This is a genomic window from Brucella sp. LJL56, assembly GCF_054871705.1.
This window is the reverse complement of sequence record NZ_JBTXLQ010000006.1, coordinates 53862-75881: the sequence shown is the minus strand read 5'-3', so window position 1 is coordinate 75881 and position 22020 is coordinate 53862. Positions and strand designations below refer to the sequence as shown.

The window sequence follows — 22020 nt, the reverse complement described above, 5'->3', positions numbered from 1 at the left end:
AATCAAGGCTTTCGCCGTGGCCGCACCGGCTTGGCGGGATTGCCCGCATAAACCATCCATGGGTCCATATCACGGAAGCTGACCCCGCGGGCGCCGAGAACCGCTCCCTCGCCAATGGTGACGCCCGGTCCCACGAAGGCTTCAGCCGCAACCCAGCCATAAGGCCCGATATGAATGGGCGCTGCCGTCAGCGGAAAATCGGCCTGATCGATATTGTGTCCCGCCGTGCAAAGATGCGCGCGTTGCGAGACAATGGCGAAGGGCGCAAGCGTCACATGGGCCACGTTGTAGCAAAGCGCGCCCGGTCCGAGTGACGAATGCGCGCCCATGGTCAGATTGCCCGGCCACCAGATGTGCGCGCTGCCGCGCACGATAGCTGTTCTGTGAACATTCGCGCCGAAGATGCGCAGCACCGCGCCGCGCCAGCGCCATAGAAAGGATGGCGTCCACGCCGCCAGCACGAGCCAGCTCGCCTGCCAGCACAGACGCTGGATGCGGTGTCCCAATGTGAAGGTTGCGCCGCCCTCAAGCGGGCGTGACGCGCTCATTCTGCCGGTAATGCCTTCTTGTTGGCAAGAATGGCTATTTTCTCCGGCGAGCGGCATCTTGCTGTCCGACGTCACGGTCATGATGGCCATCCTTTCTGAAGGTTGGGGCCCCGGATCATCATGGAACCACTTTGTGACGGCGGAAGCGGAAGGTGTATCGACCGATTGCGGATTACGCAGAACGACAGGATGGGAATGAGGAATAATGACATGTGAATCCAGACCGGCACCACCCAATCCGTGTGGTGTGAAATGGAATGCATGGCCGGAACGATGGACAGCATGTAGACCAGTTGTCCCAGCATCTCGCCCGCCATCGCGGTTTCCCAAAGCCTGCGCATGACCCAGGCAAGCAGTAGAAACTTCAGGGCGCCGAAATACCAGAATGACGAGAATGCATCGACCAGTCCCGTTTCTGTCGTGCCCGTCAGCGGATTATAATCCCGGCCGGGTTCGGGGACATCGAGATAGAGCGCTTCCTTGATATCGCCACCCACGAGTTGCGCGGGAATGAATGTGAAGATGATACGGTTCCAGTGATACTTGCCGTAGTCGAACTCCAGCCGCCGATCAATTTCATCAATACGTTGCACGGCATTGCGCATTTCCGGGCCGCCGCGCTCCAGGGTGCTGCGAAAATTGGCTGCATAGTCGATCTCCAGAATCTCATCGAGAACGAAGCTCGCATCCGTGCGCGTTATCTGACGATAATCTCCCATGCTGGTCATCAGGAATGTGCCAGCCAGAATGCCGATTGCCATGACTGTCCGCGGTATGACAATGCGTCGGTAGAACCAGAGGGGCAGAAGGAACATGAGGACAAGCTGGATGGCCTCTGCGCGTTTTCCGGTAACGAGAATACGGTCGAAATAGAAGACCAGGTCGAACAGGATGACTGCCAGCGCAAACCATGAGGGTCGACGCACAAAGCAAAGCACTGCAATGGCCAGGCCATAAGGCATGAGCTGCGCGAAGAAGAGATAGACGACCGGCATACCGGTCATCTGCATGCCGATGGAAACATCACCGGGCAGGCGGCTCAAGAGAAAGTAGAACACGGCACCGAAAGCCGACAGGCCGGCTGCTGCCCATATCAACCTGCGCTCGCTGAAGCTTACGCTGAGAAATCCGATAGGCTTTTTCGCCATCCGCCAACCGAGCGCCAGCATTGCAAATGACAGAATGCCCATGATCATCGTCTTGGCATAGGCGCCGGAAGGCAGAAACTGATCATATACGAGGGCAGGCAATTGCGGCAGCAGGAAACCGAAGGTCATCACGCCAGCAAGGAACGGAAACTGATACATTCGTTCTGGACGGAAGAAGAGGCCGCCAGCCAGAAAGCAGAGGACGAAGCCTGTGAAAATCCAGGTGAGCGAAAGATTCATTGGGTAACTCCCGCTGCGGCGCATATATCTGAAAGATCAGGCGCCGGTTCGCTCGTGGATAGATCGTGCGGGAAGATGCGGCCTGAAAGCAGATACCAGCCGAGCTTTACATATTCTTTGGCGACCAGCTCCATATCTGCCTGTGTCGCCGGAAAACCGGGGCGACCGTCATCGCCGCCGATGGGAGACGAGATGAAGCGCATCTGCGGGCAGGCGGCGCGGAAGCTCGCTATGGCGCGGCGCGAATGATACCAGTTGGTCACAATCAGGGCGCTTCTGGCCTTTATTTCGCGCAGGACGGGTGCTGAAAATCGGGCATTCTGCCACGTGCTGCCTGACTGACATTCCACGAAAATCGCCGACGGCTTCACGCCTTTACGTATCATGATCCGCTTGTTGAAGAGGCAGTCACCGTCGCCGGTGACGAGGATCACGGGCGAGCGGCCTTCCTTCCAGAGGCGGGCAGCTTGTGCCGCGCGGGGCGGGCCGTCCCCGCCGGGGACGACGATCACATCCGCTCTGCCGCCATCATCCTGCAAGGTCAAAACCGGCTCCGAGAAGAACATCGCGGCAATCCCGAACAGAACGGCACAAGGCAGAATGATGAACATCATCATGTCAAACGCCGTTCCGGTGCTTCGGCTTCCAGAGAGTGCCTCGCGGACGGGATGTTTCCGTGGAGCGCGGACTGACGCTGGCGTTGTTCTTCCGTCTTGACGATAATCATAAATTCGTAAGCCGAAAGCAGACGGCAATAGAGATAACCCGGCTTGCCGTCGAGAAAGCCGCCGCGCAGCAGATACATATAGAGGAAGCGCAAGCCCGGCCTGAACGGCATGTGATAGGAGAGCGATTTCAATGCGCGCCGCCGCCGTTCCGGGATCGTAGAGAGAATGCCGCCCCAGTCGATCTTGCGTTCGAGCAGGCGCGAAGCGGATAGGTCAGCCTCGGCGGAAGAATAGCGGTTGTGCTTGTCGTACCAGGCCTCAAGGCCCTTGTTGAAGCTGTAATGGATGAAATGGGCCTGCAAGGCACCTTCCGGCCCGCCGCTGGCGCGTGAATGTACCGAGCGTTCAAACCGTACCCGGTCGGGTCTTACCAGTCGGGTAATCCAGGTTGGGTAGAGGCTTGCATGGCGGATCCACCGCCCCATGAACATGTTCTTGTAACGCGCCTTGAAGAAGACTTCAGGCCGTTTGGGGTCGGAGGCGATTGCCAGCATTTCATCGCGCAGGTCCGGCGGTGTGATCTCGTCGGCATCCGGGGTGTAAACCCAGTCATGCTTGAACTTGATTTCCGTGATGCCATACATGCGCTGGCGATCTTCTGTGTCGTAGGCACGCTGGAAAACGCGAGCGCCCGCCGCCTTTGCGATTTCGACCGTGCGGTCGCTGCTGTAGGAATCGAGGATGACGATATCGTCGCACCAGTCCAGCGAAGCCAGGCAGGCAGGCAGGTTGACCTCTTCGTTCAGCGTCATGATAAGTACGGAAACGTTCATGAAGTTGCCCCGGGATAAGTGATGTTCGGTTTGGTGTTCGAATTGCCCTCAACCATGGAAGCCGCAACGGCCTGACGCGGACCTCTGGTCATGCGCAGTACGAAAAATGTGTGCATTGCGGCCGGGATCGCCAGCGCCAGAAGCATCGGCCAGACCGGCACGTCGAGTCGGATGGCGATATAGGCGATGGCTCCGGCCATGAGATTGAGCGCCATAATAGCTACGGCTGTTTGTCCGCAGGAGAGTCCCGCATCCATCAGCAGATGATGCAGATGCTGTCTGTCTGGTGAAAACGGGCTCCTGCGTGCGGACATGCGACGCACGATCAGGCTAAGCGTATCGATGACGGGAACGATGACGATCCAGATCAGGATGGGGAAGGCGACATTGGCGTGTCCGCTCGCAAGAATGAGGATAAAACCCGCAAGGGCCGCACCGAGAAATGTGCTGCCGCCGTCACCCAGGAAGAGGCTTGCCTTTGCGCGCCATCGATGCCGCATGTTGAAGACGAGAAAGCCGAGGCATGCGGCTGCAAGGGCAAGCGCCTGCAACCCGATGCGATGCTCGCCAACACCGAAACCGATGACGGCCAGCCAGAAGAAGGCGGCAGCGCTTGCCGAGCCCGCCAGTCCATCAACGCCGTCGCTCATATTGACCGCGTTGACGAGGCCGACAATGAAGGCAAGCGCGATAATCAGGAAAAGTGGCCCGGTCAGAACCTGCATCAGCATTTCCGGGGCGGGCGTTACAGATGGCTCGATGCCTTCGGATGCAAGTCCGAGATAGATCTGCCGGACGCCGGCAATGCCTATCATCAGGAAGGCTGCAAGCAACTGGATTGCGAGGCGCGGGGCGACGGGCAGGTTGAAACGGTCGTCGAGAACGCCGGTGACGAGGATAAGCACAAGGCCCGGTACGAGGGTCATGGCATTCGCATGGCCTGAAATGCCGAGCGTTAGAAACGCGGCGACGGAAAACGAGAGAAAAATGGCGATGCCGCCGCAAAGGGGCACGTTTCCATCATGTCTCTTGCGGGCATCCGGGATGTCGATGAGATACCATTCGCGTGCCAGCCCGCGAAAACCGAGGCAGAAAGCAACGGAAAGAGCGAAGGCCAGAAGCGTTATCCAGGAAAGACTCGTCATGTCTCCTCCAAGGCGCGTTCACAAAGATCAAACTCTGGAAATTTTTACGCACTGACGCTGCTGTCCACGACTTGGCTTTAGAGCGTGCCGCATACTCCTTTCAGGTCAGGTGCTAACACCAAGGGCGACATTTCGTGCCGGTGACAAAGGACTATTCTGAACGCGGTCTGGAAAATTGCGCCTGCGGACGCTTTTGCCCTGCTGCTGTGAATGGGGGACAAATTGGTGATGCGGAAGACGTTGACCGTGCCTGAGAATACGCGTTGGAGCGGATCATGAATGGCAGTCGCAGAGGGTTTCTCATGGCGGCGCTTGAGCAGTATGCAGGACTGCTCTTCAACTTTGTGACTGTCGCTGCTGTATCTCGTATTCTGGGGCCAGCCGAAACCGGAATGGGCGTAATCGGCTTGAGCCTTACGGCAATAGTGTTTTCACTGCGCGAATTCGCCAGTCCCGAGTTCCTGATAAAGATCGACAAGGTGCGCGATCAGGACGTCCAGACGTCCCTGACGTTTCTGATGGGCGTGACGGTTCTGCTGTCGCTGGTCCTCTATTGTACGCTTGGCTATTTCGCAGAGTCTTATAATGATCCGAAACTGAAGCTGTTTCTTAGCATCACGATTGTCGCAGCATTGGTCGAAAGCCTGTCCTTGCCGGTGGTCGCGTTGCTGCGGCGTGAAATGGCCTTTGGAACATTGGCGCGCATCCGCACGGCAGGATCCGGTTTGGGTGCACTGGTAACCATTGCCATGGCCTTCTTTGGTTTCGGGCATATGTGTTTTGCCTTCGGGCTGCTGGCAAGCGCGCTGATGACGACGGGGCTGGCTGTCGCGATTCATCCTTTGGGAAGCCTGTTGCGTCCATCACTGGCCAGTTTCGACACGGCCTGGCGGTTCGGGATTTATCTTGGCGGCAATGCTGGGCTGAACAAGATCTGCATGACGCTTCCGCAACTGCTGCTCGGGCGCTTCATGCCCATATCGGCAGTCGGAATCTACAACCGGGCCGATACGCTGAGCGGTTTGCCGGATCGCATCATCCTCTCGGCTGTTTTTACTGTCGCATTCCCGATGCTGTCGGCGCAGGTCCGCTCCGGCGCGGACATCAGCCAGTCCTATATCCGCGCTTTGTCCTATATTACCGTCGCTTACTGGCCAGCACAGGCATTGCTCGCGCTGCTTGCATATCCGGCGGTGCACATCATTCTTGGTCCCGGCTGGTCCGAAGCGGCTCCGATCGTAGCGATCCTGAGCCTTGCTTGTCTTTTCTGGTTCCCGGCAATCCTGACCTATCCCTTGCTGATGGCACTGGGTGCCAACCGTGAGGCTTTCCTGTCCAATTTGATCTCGCGATTGGTTGCGCTCACCGTTATCAGTACCGCTGCATTTTATGGTCTGCTTGCCGTTGCCCTTGGTCAGTTCATCAGCCTGCCGATACAGATGGTCATAGCCATCGTATTTGTGCGCAGGCATGTAGCCTTCTCCTACGCCGTGCTTGGACGGGCGTTGCTGAAGAGCGGACTGGTTACCCTGTTCACGCTGGCCATACCGCTGGCAATGGTTGCAGTGAATGGTTTCTCGCTGGAAATTCCTTGGACCACGGGCGTTTCGATGGGCTTCATCGCGGCGTTCAGTTGGCTGGGCGCGGTGTTCCTGGTGCGGCATCCCTTCGCCGCTGAGCTCACACCGCTGCTGGGCTGGATTTTCGGAAAGCTCTGGGTGCGGCGTGTGCACTCGTCGGCCTCGACCCCTGCAGAATAGGACGGCTTGTCATGGACAAATGCAAACTGGAACAGCCGACCATCGACGTTGTCATTCCCAACTTCAATTACGGTCGCTATCTTTCCGCCTGCGCCAAAAGCGTATTGCTGCAATCGGGTGTCAATGTCCGGCTGCTCATCATCGACAATGCCTCTACCGACAATAGTGTTGAGGTAGCAAAGGGGCTTGCGGCCAGCGATAACCGTGTCGAGTTGCTGCTCCGTCCGAAAAATATGGGGCCACATGCTTCATTCAACGAGGGCATAGACTGGGCCGCATCCGAATATTTCCTGATCCTGTGTTCGGATGATTTATTGGCGCAGGGCGCTTTGGAGAGGGCGACAGGCGTGCTGTCGCAATATGCGGACGTTCATCTCGCGCATGGTGCGACAGGCCGGATAAAAGCCGAAGACAGCGAACCACGCCTGACCGCCGCCGCGCCCACGTCAGGCGATTGGAGGAGATGGTCTGGGGAGGAGTTCATAGAATTTGCCTGCCGACATGCGTTCAATCCCATTACGGGCCCGACAGCGGTTGTACGAACCGCGATCCAGAAAGAGGTGGGTTATTACCGCACGTCGCTTTCTCACACGGACGATCTGGAAATGTGGCTGCGCATCGCCATGCGCGGTTCCATCGCTTCAACCAGCCAGACCCAGGCTTTTGCGCGTTCGCACCCCCATAACCAATCGGCGACGGTGAATGGTATTCTGTCCTGGAATCGGGAATTCGAGGCTGGCTTTCGATCATTTTTCGATCATGAGGGCGCTTGCCTGCCGCAGCAGCAGCGGTTGTTTGCAATGGTTCAGGACTGCCTGACGAAGCGCGCCTATTGGTCTGCGATCTCCAATCTGGCACGGCGGCCGAAGGTGGCGGGTTCGCTGATGGCGTTCGCGCTGAAGCGAGAGCCATTGCTGGCAGTTATGCCACCCTTCGATTACTTGTTGAAACGATCCGCCTGGCGAACCGCACGCGGTGGCTGAATTGTGGGTTCAGCCGCTCTCCGGGCAGTTTCGAGAAAAGTGGCGTCGAGAATTTCTTCCTGCTTCGCCAGCCGGTTGTGATAACCCTCCACTCCGGCGTCCACTTTTCCGATCAATGTAGCGCGTTGCTCGAAAGCAATATCGACCTGCGAGAGGATGGTTGCAGGGTCGAAGCTTTCGATCTGGTGGCAGAATGCCTCAAGCCCGGTATCGCGCAACAATGCATCGTTCTTGCTCGCATAAGCCAACGAGATTGTTGGACGTTTCATAGCCAGAGCGCAGACGACATTATGGTAGCGACTGGCGATAACGACATCTGTTCTGGCGATCTGCTGCATGAGCTCATGCAGGGATGCGATCGGTTCAAACACGACATTATCCGCTTCCGCCGGGGAAAGTCGCTCCAGTATATCGCGTGCCGCCTCTATATCGCCCTTGCCCCCGATCAGCAGACGGACTTGACGACCGTCAGCCGACAGCTTTTTTACCAGCGTTGTCATTTTGGCGAGGTATTCACCGTAGATGGCATCACCGTCCTGCTCATCCTTTCTCCATCCGCGATAGATCATCACGCCGATACCCACGCATTGATCCGAGCTGCCCCGGTGTTCATCCGGAACCGTTGGTAGCGCAAAGGCGATGTCTGCGCTGACGAAATCCTGAGCAGGGTTTACGTCCAGATGTTTCATAAAGTCATGGGAAACCTGATCTCGATAGGAACGGAAAGCCGCCAGTACGGAAGCCCAACGAATGAAGACCCGGCTCAATGGATGTGCGACTGGTCCGGCACCGATCGACACAAAAATCAGACGCGTGCTGGCAAGTTTTGCCGCCAGGGACCACCGTAACATTGCGAAGGGCCAGCCGAAGGGGTTCTCGTTGAAATCATCCAGTATACCGGTGCCCGGCACAACAATGAGATCGAGCTGAGACGCAAGCAGAAGCGCGCAGCAAAAGCCGACTATTCGGCGGGGAAAATGCAACAGCGCCTTGTTGATTATCCTGAGTAGCCAGTTTGACGGATCAGGCTGGGCGACGGGCTCGGCCGGAACATCGAAGGTCTGTGTGACGACGTCTGGCTTTGAGCAGATGCAAACGAGTTGAGCATCGGGACATCTGCGCTTCAAGAGTTGCAGCATGGCTTCCAGCGAACCGTCATTACCGGTGTTGCCGGAGCCAAATTGCCCGAGAAGACCTATTCTCATATACGTTTCTCCCATTACAGCGACAGGCTAATGCCCGACGCCTCGTCAGGAAAACTGGCAGAAGGGTGAACACCATCCTCTATTGTAGGAGGGGGGGTACCCCTCATAGCCGAAATGCGCGTCATCGCAATTTCGATACACTGGCCAGCGGTATATCCATTGCCCCCCGATATACCGGAGTAAGGCTTCGAGGGAGTTGTTCCCTCGAAGTCTTGTCTCCCTTGAAACGTCCCTGTGGTAACAAGGTTCTGGCGATGAAATGTGCTTACTTTGTCCGTCCCCACATCGGCGGGACTTATTCGGTTTTCACACGCCTGCGCTCTTCGCTTGGCCAGTCGGGTATAGAGCTTCGCTGGCTTGCCGCGGGCGCAGCCGGCGACACCATCAGCGTGCCGACGGGGCAGGGGCTTGATGATGCGCTTCGCAAGGGCGATGCCATCGACCGCATGGGTGTGCTGGATGAAGAAACCCGCGCAAGGCATATGATCAGCTTCCTGCGCGAAAACCATTTCGACGCCGTTTTCGTCAATGTGCTTGCGAACCGTTTCGAAACCAATCTGGCGCGCTATCTGCCCGCCGATATTCTACGTGTCATGATCGTGCATAACATCACGCCCGGTACCTATGCGGCGGCAAGAGCAATCCGCGATCATGTTCATGCGACCGTCGGTGTTTCGAAACGCTGCCGCGACGATCTGGTGCGTCAGCACGGTTTCGATGCGGCGCGCACGCTGGTCATTCCGCACGGGCTGAACCGGGACATTCATCTGTCTCGCAATGCTGCACGGCAGGATGAGCGCAGCCCGCTAAGGCTGCTTTACCTGGGACGGATGGAGGATAATTCGAAGGGCATTTTCTGGTTGCCGAACATTCTGCGCGGGCTCGATTGCCGTTATCACCTGACCGTCGCCGGAAATGGCCCCGATCTGGAAGAGTTGCGCCATCGCCTTGCGCCCTTCGGCGACAAAGTTAGTTTCAGCGGCTGGGTTGCTCCTGCCGATGTGCCCTGGCTGGTCAGCCAGCATGACGTCATGGTCATGCCGTCGCGCTTTGAAGGGTTCGGTCTGACGCTCATAGAGGCGATGAGCCAGGGATGCCCGGCCGTTGTGTCGAAGATCGCCGGTGTGACCGATACTATCGTCACCGATGGCGAAGATGGGCTTCTGTTCCCCGTGGGCGATTTCCGTCAGGCGGCCCGTCACATCAACAGGCTTGCACATGACCGCGGACTGCTGGCTGGCATGGCAGGTGCCGCTCAGCGGAAAGTTGAAACGGTCTTTGATAATGATATTGCCGGGCGCGCTTATGCGGGCCTTCTTGAGAATCTGGCCGAGGATCGCCCCGTCATTGCTGCGCCGCTGGCGCTTTCGCAATGGGCGATGCCGAACGCACTTCATTCCAGTCTGCGCAGTCGCCTGCCGAAGCCGGTGAAGAACTGGCTGCGCCAAGTGCGCGAGCGTTTGCATACCAGATGGTCGGCAGCATGAACCGTGAATAACAAAGGAGAAGGGGCATGAACCTTTTCACATCGCAGTTCCGCAATTCTCAATTGCTTGCCAGCAAGGCGCACGCGCTTATTCCGGGCGGCTGTCACACCTATGCCAAGGGCGACGACCAGTACCCGGTTCTGGCGCCCGGCTTCATCCAGCGCGGTTCCGGCTCGCATGTCTTCGACGTCGATGGCCATGAATATATCGAATACGGTATGGGCAATCGTGCCGTCGGGCTGGGTCACGCCTATCCGCCTGTCGTGCGCGCTGTGCGTGACGCCTTGCAGGACGGATGCAATTTCACGCGGCCAAGCGCCATCGAAGTCGAATGCGCGGAAAGCTTTCTGGAACTGGTCGACGGAGCGGAAATGGTGAAGTTCTGCAAGGACGGCTCGGACGCGACTTCGGGCGCGGTACGACTTGCGCGCGCCTATACAGGGCGCGACATGATTGCCTGCTGCGCCGATCATCCGTTCTTTTCTACCGACGATTGGTTCATCGGAACGACGAAGATGAATGCGGGCATTCCGGCATCGGTTTCGGCTTTGACGGCGACGTTCCGCTACAACGACATTGCGAGCGTGCAAGCCTTGTTCGAGGATTATCCGGGGCGCATCGCGGCCATCATCCTCGAACCGGCACGTGCCGATGAACCGCAGAATAATTTCTTGCAGGAAACAAAGCGCATCGCCCATGAAAACGGCGCGTTGTTCATTCTGGACGAGATGATTACCGGCTTTCGATGGCACATGCGCGGAGCGCAGAAGCTTTATAATGTCGAGCCTGATCTTTCCTGCTTCGGCAAGGCGCTGGGTAACGGTTTTGCGGTTTCAGCACTCGCAGGCAAGGCGGAATATATGCAGCTTGGTGGTCTGACCCAGACTGATCATCCACGCGTATTCCTGCTTTCGACCACACATGGCGCGGAAACTCATGCCTTGGCTGCGGCGATTGCCACCATGACGATCTATCGCGATGAACCTGTGATCGAAAGGCTTCACGAGCAAGGCTCCAAGCTGGCAGAGGGTGTGAATGCGGCGATTGCCAGTCATGGCCTGCAAAACCATGTCCGGCTCTTCGGGCGTCCATGTTGTCTCGCTTATGGAACGCTTGATGAGAAAGGCCAGCCCTCGCAGGCATTTCGTACATTGTTCCTGCAGGAAACGATCCGGCGCGGCGTGCTCATGCCGTCGCTGGTCGTGAGCTATACCCACAGCGATACCGATATTGCGCGCACGGTGGATGCGATCGACGGTGCGCTCGGCATTTATGTCCGGGCATTGAACGACGGCGTGAATTCCTATCTGACAGGCCGTCCTTCGCAGGTGGTCTATCGCCGCTTCAACGAAGCGCCGACCTACCCGCCAACGATGCGATGAAGCACTTCGCAGCGGTCCTGATCGCCGCAACCCTGCTGTTGTGGGCAGTGAAGCCGACATATGCCGCCGATCTGTTTCCAATCACGGTTGGTCAGGAACGGCGCGTATTCGAGGATGCAACGGGCAGGCCGCTTCTGTTGCAGGGTGATACTGCATGGTCGCTGATTGCGGAACTGAAGCGCGAAGGTGTCGAAACCTATCTGCAAGATCGCAGGAAACGCGGCTTCAACGCTATTCTGGTCAGTCTGGTCGAACACTACTTCTCCAGTCACCCGCCCGCCAATGCCTATGGCGAGAAGCCGTTCAACAGCGATGCCTTCGGTGAACTCAATCCGAAATATTTCGATCACGCCGCCTGGGTGATCGGGAGGGCGGAAGAACTCGGCTTCGTCGTTTTTCTCGCGCCCGCCTACCTTGGGGTGAACGGCGGCAACCAGGGTTGGTTCTCCAAGGCGCAGGCTGCCGGTCCGGAGAAAATGCGTGTCTATGGCCAGACGATAGCTCAGCGATTTGCGGAATTTCAGAATGTTGTCTGGGTCTTGGGCGGGGATTTTGATGATCCTGATCGACGGCTGGTTTCCAGTCTGGCCGATGGAATCTCAAGTATTGTTCCCGGCGCTCTTATAACGGTACATTCGGGTCGCAATAGCAATACGGCCGAACTCTGGGGCGACCGGCCCTGGTTGAGTTTCGATACGGTTTATACATATGACGATGTTCATGCAGCGGTTTTTCAACGGCGAAAAGCGGCTGAAATGCCTGTCATTTTACTGGAAGCGGGCTATGAGTTCGAGCGGGGGACGACTACGCGGATGATCCGCCGTAATGCCTATGGCGCGCTGTTGGCGGGTGCTGCCGGGCAGTTCTTTGGTAACAACCCGATTTGGCATTTCACGGGACCGGGGATCTCCACTGCTGATCGAAGCTGGCAGGAAGCCCTCGACAGTGCCGGCGCGCGGTCAATGACGGTATTAAAGAAACTCTTCGACAAACTGCCATGGTCGCAGCTCCAACCCGATAGCAGTAGAGTCATTTCGGCAGGCGCGGGAAACTATGCCGCATCACTGCCTGACGGCACCTTGTCGGTTATCTATGGCGATGCCGGTGGTTTTGCGGTGCAGAAAGCTATTGTCAAACAAGGCTGGCAGGCTGTCTGGTACGACCCGGTTTCCGGCACGTTCGTGGATGCGGGCCAACCAAAGCTTGAGGGATCGGTTGCGACCTACACACCCAAGCAGGCGCAAAATGCCGGTGGCGGAACTGACTGGCTTCTGCTGATCGGCAACGCCAGGCGCCTGCAGGACATCCAAAAGAGGTAGGCGATACGCCCTTTCACGCTTTTCATAAACGCTTGTCCTAACCGGACATGCCTTCGGTCAAGTCGTCGCTCCTGCCCCCTCTGGCTAACATGCATTTATCAAAGCTTGAGGAGTCGGACATGAAAGTACTGGTTACGGGCAATCAGGGCTATATCGGGTCGGTCATGGTGCCGGTCCTCACAAATGCGGGGCATGAAGTGTCCGGCTATGACATTGGCCTTTACGAACATTGCCGTTTTGAAGAGGGCGGCGCCGTGATGAATGTGCCGACCATCCGAAAGGACGTGCGCGATGTGTCGCCACGCGATCTGGAGGGGTTTGATGCGGTCATTCATCTTGCCGCACTCTCCAATGATCCGCTTGGCAATCTCAATGAGGAACTGACTTACGACATCAATCATCGGGCGAGCGTCGCGATGGCGAAGGCCGCGAAGCGGGCCGGGGTGGGGCGTTTCCTGTTTGCTTCATCGTGCAGCAATTACGGTATCAGCGATGCCGATCTGATCGATGAGACCGGCGAACTGAAGCCGGTGACGGCCTATGGCCGGTCCAAGGTGCGGGCAGAACAGGAAATCCGGGAACTGGCCGATGCAAGTTTCTGTCCCGTGTATCTTCGGCCCGCCACGGCTTACGGCGTTTCGCCGTTCCTGCGTTTCGATATCGTGCTCAACAATCTCGTGGCCTGGGCAGTGACGAAAGGGCTGATTTATCTCAAGTCCGACGGCACGCCCTGGCGACCCATCGTCCACATCCGCGATATTTCCCGCGCCTTCATGGCCGCCATGGAAGCCCCGCGCGAAAAAGTCTGGAACGAGGCCTTCAATGTCGGATCAACGGAGCACAACTACCGCATTCGGGATATAGCGGGCATCGTCGCCGACAATGTTCCCGATTGCCGTATCGAATATGCGGACGATGCCGGGCCCGATACGCGCTCCTACCGCGTCAGTTTTGAAAAGCTGGCGCGCGTGCTGCCGGAAGCAAAACCGGAATGGGATGCCGTTGCCGGTGCGCTCGAACTGCTTGCAGCCTATAGCCGCTCGACGCTGACGCTGGAGGAATTCGAGGGACCGCGCTTCCAGCGCATCGCGCATATCCGCAAGCTGATTGCGGAAGGGGTCTTGGATGCCGATCTGCGTCGCGCTGACGATGAACCGCAACCGCTTCGGGCAACGGCGTGATGGATACGGGGCCAGGCCGCAAAGGCATGGAAACAGCCATTCCGCCGGTAGCGAACGGGATGGCTATCTACGACCTTGCTGCCCGGCTCTATCCGCTATGTCGCAGTCTCGCCGGTGATGGCGTGCGCGAAACGCTTGCCATCATCGGGGAACATCTGCCGCTCACCATTCATCGGGTCCCGACGGGTACACCGCTTTACGACTGGAAAGCGCCGCAGGAATGGATCATCCGCGAAGCTTATATAGCTGATATGAACGGCAATCGCGTCATCGACTTTGCCCGGCACAATCTGCATGTGGTGAATTTCAGTGTGCCCGTGCGGGCACGAATGCCGCTCAGCGCGCTGAAAGAACATATTCATACGCTGCCCGACCAGCCAGACCTCATTCCCTATCGCACCTGCTATCACGCGGAGGGCTGGGGCTTCTGCATGACACATAATGCGTTTCTGTTAATGCAGGACGGTGATTATGACGTTGTGATCGATGCGGAGCGCCGCGACGGTTTCCTGACCTTCGGCGAGTTCATTCACGAAGGGGAAACCGACGAGACATTCATCCTGTCGGCCCATCTCTGCCATCCGTCGCTGGCCAACGACAATTGTTCCGGGCTGGCGCTGCTGGCCCGGCTTGGCGACGTGCTGCAATCACGGCGCACGCGCCTGACCTATCGGCTGCTTTTCGGCCCGGCGACTTTCGGCGCTCTTGCGTGGCTCAGGCATAACGAGGCGCAACTGGGGCTGGTCCGCCACGGACTGGTCTTGTCCTGTGTCGGCGATGCTGGCGGGCCGAACTACAAGCGCAGCCGTCGCAGCGATGCGGAGATCGATCGCATCATGGGTCACGTGCTCGCCGGGACCACCAATGCGACGGTTCATGATTTCTGGCCCTATGGCTATGACGAGCGCCAGTTCTGTTCACCGGGATTCAACCTGCCGGTCGGCATGTTCCAGCGCAGCCTTTATGGCACGTTTCCGGAATATCACACATCGGCTGACAATCTCGATTTCATCAAGCCGGATTATCTCGAACAGTCTTTCAACATGGTCTTGCAGGCTATTGAAATCGCTGAACGAAACTGGCTCCCGCTCAATACATCGCCAAAGGGAGAGCCGCAGCTTGGGCGGCGCGGCCTCTACGGAAGCATGGGCGGTGACAGCCGTGCTGCGCAAAACGCCATGGCACTGCTCTGGGTGCTGAATCTGGCGGATGGCCATCATTCCATTCTCGATATGGCTGAACGGGCGAAACTGCCTTTCGCAACCCTTGCCGCCGCCGCCGACCGGCTCCGCGATGCGGAATTGCTCATAGAAGTGGCCAGGCCAGATCCTTGTCGGAAATGACGCTCGGCCTGTTCGGCCAGGGTATGCCGAGTGATGGATCGTCATAACGCAAACCCGTTGCATAATCAGGCGCATAGGGCTTCGAGATCATGTAGCGCACGAGCACATCGGGCGTCAGGGTCTGGAAGCCGTGCGCGCATCCTTCGGGGATATAGAGATGGACGCCGTTTTCCGCAGAAAGCTCCACGCCGGTCCAGCGCCGATAGGTTGGCGAATGCGGGCGCAGATCGACCAGAACATCCCAGATCACGCCCTGCAGGCAGGTGACGAGCTTGGTCTCCGAATGCGGCTCGTTCTGGTAATGAAGGCCGCGCAACGTTCCTTCCTCGCGCGAAAAGGACAGGCTGTGCTGCGGGAAATGCGTTTCCATCTGCCGTTCGGCGAAGGCGGCCTCGCAATAGACCCGCGCGAACCAGCCGCGCTCGTCTTCAAGCCTTTCCGGCTCGATCGACCAGGCGCCATCGATAATGAGCGAAGTAAACTGCATGTTTTTGCCCCGATTGCCGTGCATGTGCATTCTGACAGCAGGGCGCCCCGGCGAAAGAACTTTCTTCGATGCAGCCGAAGGGCCATCCGGATGAGGCCAACCTGTCCGAATGAGGTAGGCCTCTACGCCCCCGCCGTCATAGGGTGAAGATTGGGTATCTACTCCTCATAGTCCGTCCGGTGAATGTCGCGCCCGATCGTATGTACGGCTCGCCCCTGATGACAGTCTCGGCAATTTTTAGGCCACTTAGTAGTTTGGGTCATCCGACGCGGATCGGAATTCAACCCCATCAAGGACCGGCCATATAGGTTCAAAGGCGAGGAATGACATATGACCATCCAGACGCCGGATATTTCGCGGAGCACGAGCATGGCGCAAGAGCAGACCGGCTGTCGCCTGTGCGGTAAACTACTCAAACACACCTTCGTTGATCTTGGGATGTCACCGCCTTGCGAGAGTTTCATCACGGCGGATCGCCTCGACCGCATGGAGCCTTATTATCCGCTTTATGCGCTCGTCTGCGATCATTGTTATCTGGTGCAATTGAAGGAGTATTTCTCACCTGCCGAGATTTTCACTGAGTATGCCTATTTCTCGTCCTTCGCCACGAGCTGGGTCAGCCACGCAAAGACCTATTGTGACGAGATCACCGAGAGGCTGGAGCTGAATGAAAACAGCTTCGTGGTCGAAATCGCCAGCAATGACGGCTATCTGCTGCAGCATTTTCTACCGAAGGGCATCCCGATCCTCGGCATCGAACCGGCCGCCAATGTGGCGGAGGCGGCAATTGCCAAGGGTGTGCCGACACGCGTGGATTTCTTCGGTTCGACGCTTGCAGCCGAACTGGTCGGCGCGGGGCGGAAGGCCGACCTCCTGATCGGTAACAACGTTCTGGCACAAGTCCCTGATCTCAATGACTTTGTGCGTGGCTTGCAACTGCTGTTGAAGCCGGAAGGCGTGATCACGCTCGAGTTTCCGCATCTCGCCAATCTGATCGAGCAGAACCAGTTCGACACGATCTATCACGAGCATTTCTCGTATTTCTCGTTGCTGACGATCCGGTATATGGCGCATCGCCATCACCTCAAGGTCATCGACGTGGAGGAATTGCCAACCCATGGCGGGTCACTGCGTGTGTATCTTGCGCATAACAGCAGCAAGCGGAAGGCGGGGCCGCGTGTCGCTGCACTTCTGAAGCGCGAAGAAAGCTTCGGCCTCAACGAGATTTCGACCTATGAGCAGTTCGCCGAAAAGACCCGGCGGACCAAGCGCGATCTTCTATCCTTCCTGATCGCGGCCAAGAATGCCGGCAAACGTATCTGCGGTTACGGCGCGCCGGGCAAGGGCAATACGCTTCTGAACTATTGCGGCATCGGCACAGATTTCCTGGACTTCACGGTCGACCGCAACCCTTACAAGCACGGGCGTTTCACGCCGGGCATGCACATTCCGATCTACGATGTGTCGGCAATCGACAAATACCGGCCCGATTACATCCTCATTCTGCCGTGGAACTTCAAGGACGAGATCATCCGGCAGATGCAGCACGTGGTCGAATGGGGTGCGAAGTTCATCATTCCCATCCCGCACGTCACGTTGATTGACCCGGCACTACTCACAGAGGAGCGGTAGTCATGAAAGTCGTTCTGTTCTGCGGCGGTCTTGGAACCAGAATCCGCGAATATTCGGAGAATATACCGAAACCGATGATCCCGCTCGGCCATCAGCCGATCCTGCATCACGTCATGGAATATTACAGCGATTACGGGCATAACGACTTTGTTCTGTGCCTGGGCTACAAGGCCAATGTCGTGAAGGATTTCTTCCTGACGATCCGCCCGCAGACCTTCGCGGACTGTGTGGTTTCGGATGGCGGGCGCAATGTGCAACTGCTTGAGGAAGTGGACCGCGACTGGAGCGTTACGCTGCTTGACACGGGGATTTGGCGCAATATTGGCGAGAGGCTCTGGAGCGCCCGATCGCATGTGGCGAATGAGGATATGTTCCTCGCCAATTACAGCGACGGTCTCAGCGATGTTGATCTTGACGACATGACGGAACGTTTCCGCGCCAGCGGCAAGATTGCCTGCTTTCTCGCCGTCCGTCCGCCGCTGACCTATCACCTTGCCGATATTGCCGAAGGCGGCGATGTACGGGCTTTCCGGACGTCGAACACGTCCGATATCTGGATCAATGGCGGCTATTTCCTCTTCCGCAAGGAAATCTTCGACTATATGCGCGAAGGCGAAGAACTGGTGCTGGAGCCCTTCGGTCGTCTCATCGCTGAAAACCAGTTGATGGCCTATAAGTATGAGGGCTTCTGGCGCTCCATGGATACGCTGCGTGACTGGCAGACGCTTGAGGATATGGTCGAAAAAGGCGACATGCCCTGGAAGAGGCATAAGGCGGAGGAGGCCGAACGGCGGGCCACCAATGTTGCGATAGCGCTATGATCGATCTGCGTTCGCTCGCAAATCACAGCCGTCCGCTTCAGGTGCTTTGTCTGGGCGCGCATTCCGATGATATCGAGATCGGTTGCGGCGGCACGCTTCTGAGCCTGATCGAGAGCGGTACGCCACTGCATGTCGAGTGGTGCGTCCTGTCTGGAAATGAGGAAAGGCGTGTGGAGGCGGAGGCTTCCGCGCGCGATTTTCTACGTGGGATAGACAGTTTCAACATTCATCTGGCCTCTTTCGAGGATAGCTATTTTCCGGCGCAGAGCCGCGCGATCAAGGAATGGCTGATTGAACAGCGCGGGCGAGGGCTACCGGATATGGTTTTCACTCATCGCCATGGCGATGCTCATCAGGATCACCGCACCGTCAACGAGCTGACATGGAACCTGTTTCGGGATCAGGTGATCCTTGAATATGAAATTCCGAAATGGGATGGCGATCTGGGTCAGCCCAACGCCTATTCTGCTCTGCCCGCTCTAATCATGGATCGCAAGATCGAACTGTTGATGAAGCACTTCGGCACGCAACGCTCGAAGGACTGGTTCGACCCGGAAACCTTTCGCGGTCTTGCCCGGCTACGCGGCATGGAATGCCGCGCGCCCGAGACTTACGCCGAGGCTTTCCATGCCCGTAAGCTGCGGCTTTTCTAATTTTTAATCGGTTCCGCATTGGTGTCGACACGGACGACGACCGACATGCCGGGCGACAGATGTGCGGCGTCCGGTTGATCTTCATCGATGGCGATGCGAACGGAAAGACGTTGCGTGATCTTGGTGAAGTTACCAGTCGCATTGTCGGACTTGATGACGCTGAATTCGGAGCCCGCGGCGGGTGCGAAGGCTTCTATGCGGCCTGTTAGCTGTGCATGACGCAGCGCATCAACGGTGAAAGTGACCGGCTGGCCGACCTTCATGCCGTAGAGCTGTGTTTCCTTGAAATTCGCCATTACCCATTTGGTCTTCGGTACGACGGAAACGAGCTGCGTTCCCGCCGTCACATATTGGCCGAGCCGGACGCCCACTTCGCCGAGCGTACCGTCGCGTGGGGCGATGATGCGGGTGTTCTGCAGGTCGATCCGCGCCAGCTCAACGGTTGCTTCCGCATTGGCGATATCGGCATTGAGGCTGTCGCGATTGACGATGATGGATTGCAGGTCCTGTTGGGCAACGGCTAGTGCGGCTTGGGCTTCGTCAACAGAAGCTTGTGCCTGAAGCAGGGTGCCGTGTGCTGTATCGGCAGAGCTTTGCGTCGTCACGCCGCGCGGCAGCAAGGCTTCGACGCGCTTCGCATTGGCCTCGGCCACTTCGAGCGCCGCCTTGGCGCCGGAAATCTGAGCCTGCCGCGACTGGATCGTCGCTTCAGCCGAGTGCTGGCTCTGTTCTGAATTGGCGAGCGCTGCTTTCTTGCTGTTGAGTGATGCAAGCGCCTGATCCAGCTTCTGCTGATAGCTGCGGTTGTCGATCTCGAACAGGAGGTCGCCCTGCTTCACCGTTTGATAGTCGATAACGTTGACCTTGGTGACATAGCCAGCGACCTGCGGACTGATAACCGTCACCTGTCCACGAACGTAGGCGTTATCGGTGGTCTCGACGCTGTGTTTGAAAGGCGGCAACTGCCACGCCCACAGCACCATCAGAACGCCTGCAAGGCCGATGATGAGGGCAAGGCCGCCGCGAATATATTGTTTTCCAACTGACATTTTCAAATACTCGTCGATTTAACCAGCAACCGCAGCACTATGGCGGCGGGCGTGCATGTTTTCATAGAGGCGATAGGCGATCAGGCAGGCGAGCGAGAGGACCGCAATGACGGAGATCGCGAGAAAAGCATCGTTATAGGACAGCACCGTCGCTTCCTTGGTGACCTGTTGTCCAAGAAGCGCCAGCCCTTCGGCCTTCGTCAGTCCCTGATCAGCCAGAACCTTCGCATAGGTGCCGGATAGTGCCTGAACGCGCTGGGCGACCACGGGATTGGACATGACCAGTTGTTCCACCAGATAGGCGGAATGGTACTTTTCGCGGATCGCGATGAATGTGCTGAACACGGCAGAGCCGATAAGACCGCCAATGTTCTGCGTGAACAGGAAGATGACGATGAAACTCGTCATATAGGTTGGCCCCTGTTTCAACGCCTTGGTAATGCCCGCCAACATGGCCGGAGGCAGAAATAGGGCACCGCCAAAGGCGATCAGAGCCTGGCTGAGATAGGCGTCATGCGGACGGGTCAGGTTCGTTGCATGGCTGTCCAAGAAGGCCCCGACCGCGATGAAGACCAGTGCCAGCCCGAAGATGATCGAAACACGTTCCAGTTTCATCCACATGCCGCAGGCAATGCCGCCCGCCAGCGACGCGGCGAGGATGACCAGATAGAGGCCGCGGCTCTGGCCATCCTGCAGGCCGAACGCCTGGAAGAGGCCGACCGCGCCGGTCGTCTGTTCGGCAAGCACGATGCGGAAGACGAAGAGTATCAGCGTGAAGCGCAGAATTTCCGGCGAGAACAGCCAGTGCAGGTTCATCAGCGGCTGTTCGCGGTTGAGTTCGATGGCGGCGGCGCAGGCGAGGGCGGCGATTGAAATTGCAAGGCACACGCCGATCCATGGGGCTTCGAACCACCAGTAATTCTTTCCCTGAACCAGAATAACCGCAAGAAGGCCGAAACCGATGGCAATCAGTCCGTAAGCGACGAAATCCAGCCAGTGCAGCACTTTCGCGCGCGGCGCCTGCGTTAACGGCAAGACATAGACGACGGCGAAGGCTGCGAGCGACAGGCCGATCTCGACCATATAGAGCTGTTGCCATTGCCCAATGTCGAACAGCATCGGTGAGATGACGCGGGCGAGCGGGCCTGCTGCAGCCGAACAGGTCAGCGCGAGGCTGAGGCCCCATGTCATCTTCTTGGCGGGTGGAAAGGCTTCGAGCATATACAGGAAGCCGATGGTCGATACCGGTGCTGCGGCGGCGCCCGCTATGAAACGGATCGGGATCGCCGACCAGATGTCATAGACAAGCAGATGCAGCAGGGAAGAAATCAGGAAGACGGCGATCGCAATTTCCGCAAAACGGCGCAGGCCGAACTGCGTGCGGATCTTGACGAGAAGGATCGTCAGGCTGGCGTAAGGCGCCATATAAGCCGCTACCAGCCAGGAGGTTTCCGTCAGCGTCGCGCCGAGTGATCCCTGTATCTGCTGCGTATTGGCCGAGATGAAATACATGCTGAGGCCGCGTGTCGACCACATGAGGACAGACGCGGTGATATAGATGGCCGACATGTAAACCGGCATATGCGGAACCGAAGGCGTTGCAGCCTGCGTCGGCGCAGCCTCTTGTCCCTGCCGATCTTTACCTTCTTCCGACATGGTTTTAGCGGTCTTTGCCCGCGAGGGTCGCTTCTACTGTCTGGCTGACTTCCTGAAGCACCGATAGCGCCGTTTCCAGCGACTGTCTGTCTACGCGCTGCAGCAGTTCGGATCGCATGCGGCGGGTGATTTCCTGCAGCTCGCGCACTTGCGCCTGTGCTTCATCCGTCAGTTCAATGCGTTTCGCACGGCGGTCGCCTTCAACCGTGCTGCGATAGATCAATCCCTGCTTTTCAAGGCCATCCAGAAGACGCACCACCGAAGGATGCTCGATCTCCAGAGCATCCGCCAGCTCGCGCTGGTTCCAGTCGCGCTGCTGGGTGAGAAGCACGAGCACACGGGCGCGTGCCAGCGTCAGCCCGCGCTCACGGACGCGGGAATCGAACAGGTTGCGCATTTTGCGCGCGGCTGTGGAAAGTTCCATCGTGAAGGCCGCTTCGAGATCGTGTTTTGACTGGGACATTGTATAGCTATCTATTA

20 protein-coding genes are annotated in these 22020 nt (G+C 57.7%); 10 read left to right on the top strand and 10 right to left on the bottom strand.

Annotated elements, in window-relative coordinates:
- Nucleotides 1-2: 2 nt before the first annotated feature.
- The 5 genes from ACYSN1_RS16570 to ACYSN1_RS16550 are packed head-to-tail and all read right to left on the bottom strand — an operon-like array spanning nt 3 to nt 4582.
- Nucleotides 3-605, bottom strand: coding sequence for a putative colanic acid biosynthesis acetyltransferase (locus ACYSN1_RS16570; RefSeq protein WP_461726793.1), 603 nt, complete (start codon nt 603-605; stop codon nt 3-5).
- 20 nt (nt 606-625) lie between these two features.
- Entirely contained in the window at nt 626-1936 is a 1311-nt protein-coding gene (locus ACYSN1_RS16565; protein WP_461726697.1) for a hypothetical protein, read from the bottom strand.
- The gene (locus tag ACYSN1_RS16560) at nt 1933-2550 is read right to left on the bottom strand and encodes a YdcF family protein (protein WP_461726792.1); all 618 of its coding nucleotides are present in this window, start codon (nt 2548-2550) and stop codon (nt 1933-1935) included. Before ACYSN1_RS16560 ends, ACYSN1_RS16565 begins: the two co-directional genes overlap by 4 nt.
- Nucleotides 2550-3437: a glycosyltransferase family 2 protein gene (locus tag ACYSN1_RS16555; protein ID WP_461726696.1), complete on the bottom strand. Its 888-nt coding sequence runs from the start codon at nt 3435-3437 to the stop codon at nt 2550-2552. The genes ACYSN1_RS16560 and ACYSN1_RS16555 overlap by 1 nt, the downstream gene beginning before the upstream one ends.
- Complete coding sequence (locus ACYSN1_RS16550) at nt 3434-4582, bottom strand: MraY family glycosyltransferase (RefSeq protein ID WP_461726695.1); 1149 nt, start codon at nt 4580-4582, stop codon at nt 3434-3436. The genes ACYSN1_RS16555 and ACYSN1_RS16550 overlap by 4 nt, the downstream gene beginning before the upstream one ends.
- Before the next feature lie 275 nt (nt 4583-4857).
- Here ACYSN1_RS16550 and ACYSN1_RS16545 point away from each other — a divergent pair, with 275 nt between their 5' ends.
- Both ACYSN1_RS16545 and ACYSN1_RS16540 read left to right on the top strand, forming a co-directional pair.
- The gene (locus ACYSN1_RS16545; RefSeq protein ID WP_461726694.1) at nt 4858-6342 is read left to right on the top strand and encodes an oligosaccharide flippase family protein; all 1485 of its coding nucleotides are present in this window, start codon (nt 4858-4860) and stop codon (nt 6340-6342) included.
- Nucleotides 6343-6353: 11 nt separating this feature from the next.
- A complete protein-coding gene (locus ACYSN1_RS16540) occupies nt 6354-7325 on the top strand; it encodes a glycosyltransferase family 2 protein (RefSeq protein WP_461726693.1) in 972 nt (323 codons plus the stop codon).
- On the opposite strand, the gene ACYSN1_RS16535 is transcribed toward ACYSN1_RS16540, so the two are convergent.
- Nucleotides 7280-8530 (bottom strand): polysaccharide pyruvyl transferase family protein, encoded by a 1251-nt coding sequence (locus ACYSN1_RS16535; RefSeq protein ID WP_461726692.1) that lies wholly within the window; start codon nt 8528-8530, stop codon nt 7280-7282. The genes ACYSN1_RS16540 and ACYSN1_RS16535 overlap by 46 nt on opposite strands.
- A gap of 254 nt (nt 8531-8784) precedes the next feature.
- Between ACYSN1_RS16535 and ACYSN1_RS16530 the strand changes: the two genes are divergently transcribed.
- The 5 genes from ACYSN1_RS16530 to ACYSN1_RS16510 all read left to right on the top strand — a co-directional run bounded on the left by ACYSN1_RS16530 (nt 8785) and on the right by ACYSN1_RS16510 (nt 15242).
- Nucleotides 8785-10017, top strand: coding sequence for a glycosyltransferase family 4 protein (locus ACYSN1_RS16530; protein ID WP_461726791.1), 1233 nt, complete (start codon nt 8785-8787; stop codon nt 10015-10017).
- A 26-nt stretch (nt 10018-10043) separates the two neighbouring features.
- Nucleotides 10044-11399 (top strand): glutamate-1-semialdehyde 2,1-aminomutase, encoded by a 1356-nt coding sequence (locus tag ACYSN1_RS16525; protein WP_461726691.1) that lies wholly within the window; start codon nt 10044-10046, stop codon nt 11397-11399.
- Entirely contained in the window at nt 11396-12718 is a 1323-nt protein-coding gene (locus ACYSN1_RS16520) for an apiosidase-like domain-containing protein (protein ID WP_461726690.1), read from the top strand. Before ACYSN1_RS16525 ends, ACYSN1_RS16520 begins: the two co-directional genes overlap by 4 nt.
- A gap of 119 nt (nt 12719-12837) precedes the next feature.
- Nucleotides 12838-13899 (top strand): NAD-dependent epimerase/dehydratase family protein, encoded by a 1062-nt coding sequence (locus ACYSN1_RS16515; protein ID WP_461726689.1) that lies wholly within the window; start codon nt 12838-12840, stop codon nt 13897-13899.
- A complete protein-coding gene (locus tag ACYSN1_RS16510) occupies nt 13899-15242 on the top strand; it encodes a DUF4910 domain-containing protein (RefSeq protein ID WP_461726688.1) in 1344 nt (447 codons plus the stop codon). The genes ACYSN1_RS16515 and ACYSN1_RS16510 overlap by 1 nt, the downstream gene beginning before the upstream one ends.
- Here the strand turns inward: ACYSN1_RS16510 and rfbC are convergent.
- Nucleotides 15205-15729, bottom strand: coding sequence for a dTDP-4-dehydrorhamnose 3,5-epimerase (gene rfbC, locus ACYSN1_RS16505; RefSeq protein ID WP_461726687.1), 525 nt, complete (start codon nt 15727-15729; stop codon nt 15205-15207). The two genes, ACYSN1_RS16510 and rfbC, sit on opposite strands and share 38 nt — an antisense overlap.
- A 330-nt stretch (nt 15730-16059) precedes the next feature.
- Between rfbC and ACYSN1_RS16500 the strand changes: the two genes are divergently transcribed.
- The 3 genes from ACYSN1_RS16500 to ACYSN1_RS16490 are packed head-to-tail and all read left to right on the top strand — an operon-like array spanning nt 16060 to nt 18835.
- The gene (locus ACYSN1_RS16500) at nt 16060-17361 is read left to right on the top strand and encodes a class I SAM-dependent methyltransferase (RefSeq protein WP_461726686.1); all 1302 of its coding nucleotides are present in this window, start codon (nt 16060-16062) and stop codon (nt 17359-17361) included.
- A 2-nt stretch (nt 17362-17363) separates the two neighbouring features.
- The gene (locus ACYSN1_RS16495; protein WP_461726685.1) at nt 17364-18182 is read left to right on the top strand and encodes a sugar phosphate nucleotidyltransferase; all 819 of its coding nucleotides are present in this window, start codon (nt 17364-17366) and stop codon (nt 18180-18182) included.
- Nucleotides 18179-18835 (top strand): PIG-L deacetylase family protein, encoded by a 657-nt coding sequence (locus tag ACYSN1_RS16490; RefSeq protein WP_461726684.1) that lies wholly within the window; start codon nt 18179-18181, stop codon nt 18833-18835. The genes ACYSN1_RS16495 and ACYSN1_RS16490 overlap by 4 nt, the downstream gene beginning before the upstream one ends.
- Here ACYSN1_RS16490 and ACYSN1_RS16485 read toward each other — a convergent pair.
- The 3 genes from ACYSN1_RS16485 to ACYSN1_RS16475 are packed head-to-tail and all read right to left on the bottom strand — an operon-like array spanning nt 18832 to nt 22003.
- Nucleotides 18832-19884, bottom strand: a complete 1053-nt coding sequence (locus tag ACYSN1_RS16485) for an HlyD family secretion protein (RefSeq protein WP_461726683.1) — start codon at nt 19882-19884, stop codon at nt 18832-18834. The two genes, ACYSN1_RS16490 and ACYSN1_RS16485, sit on opposite strands and share 4 nt — an antisense overlap.
- Before the next feature lie 18 nt (nt 19885-19902).
- Nucleotides 19903-21540, bottom strand: coding sequence for an MFS transporter (locus tag ACYSN1_RS16480; RefSeq protein ID WP_461726682.1), 1638 nt, complete (start codon nt 21538-21540; stop codon nt 19903-19905).
- A gap of 4 nt (nt 21541-21544) precedes the next feature.
- Nucleotides 21545-22003, bottom strand: a complete 459-nt coding sequence (locus ACYSN1_RS16475; protein ID WP_461726681.1) for a MarR family winged helix-turn-helix transcriptional regulator — start codon at nt 22001-22003, stop codon at nt 21545-21547.
- Between the last annotated feature and the right edge of the window lie 17 nt (nt 22004-22020).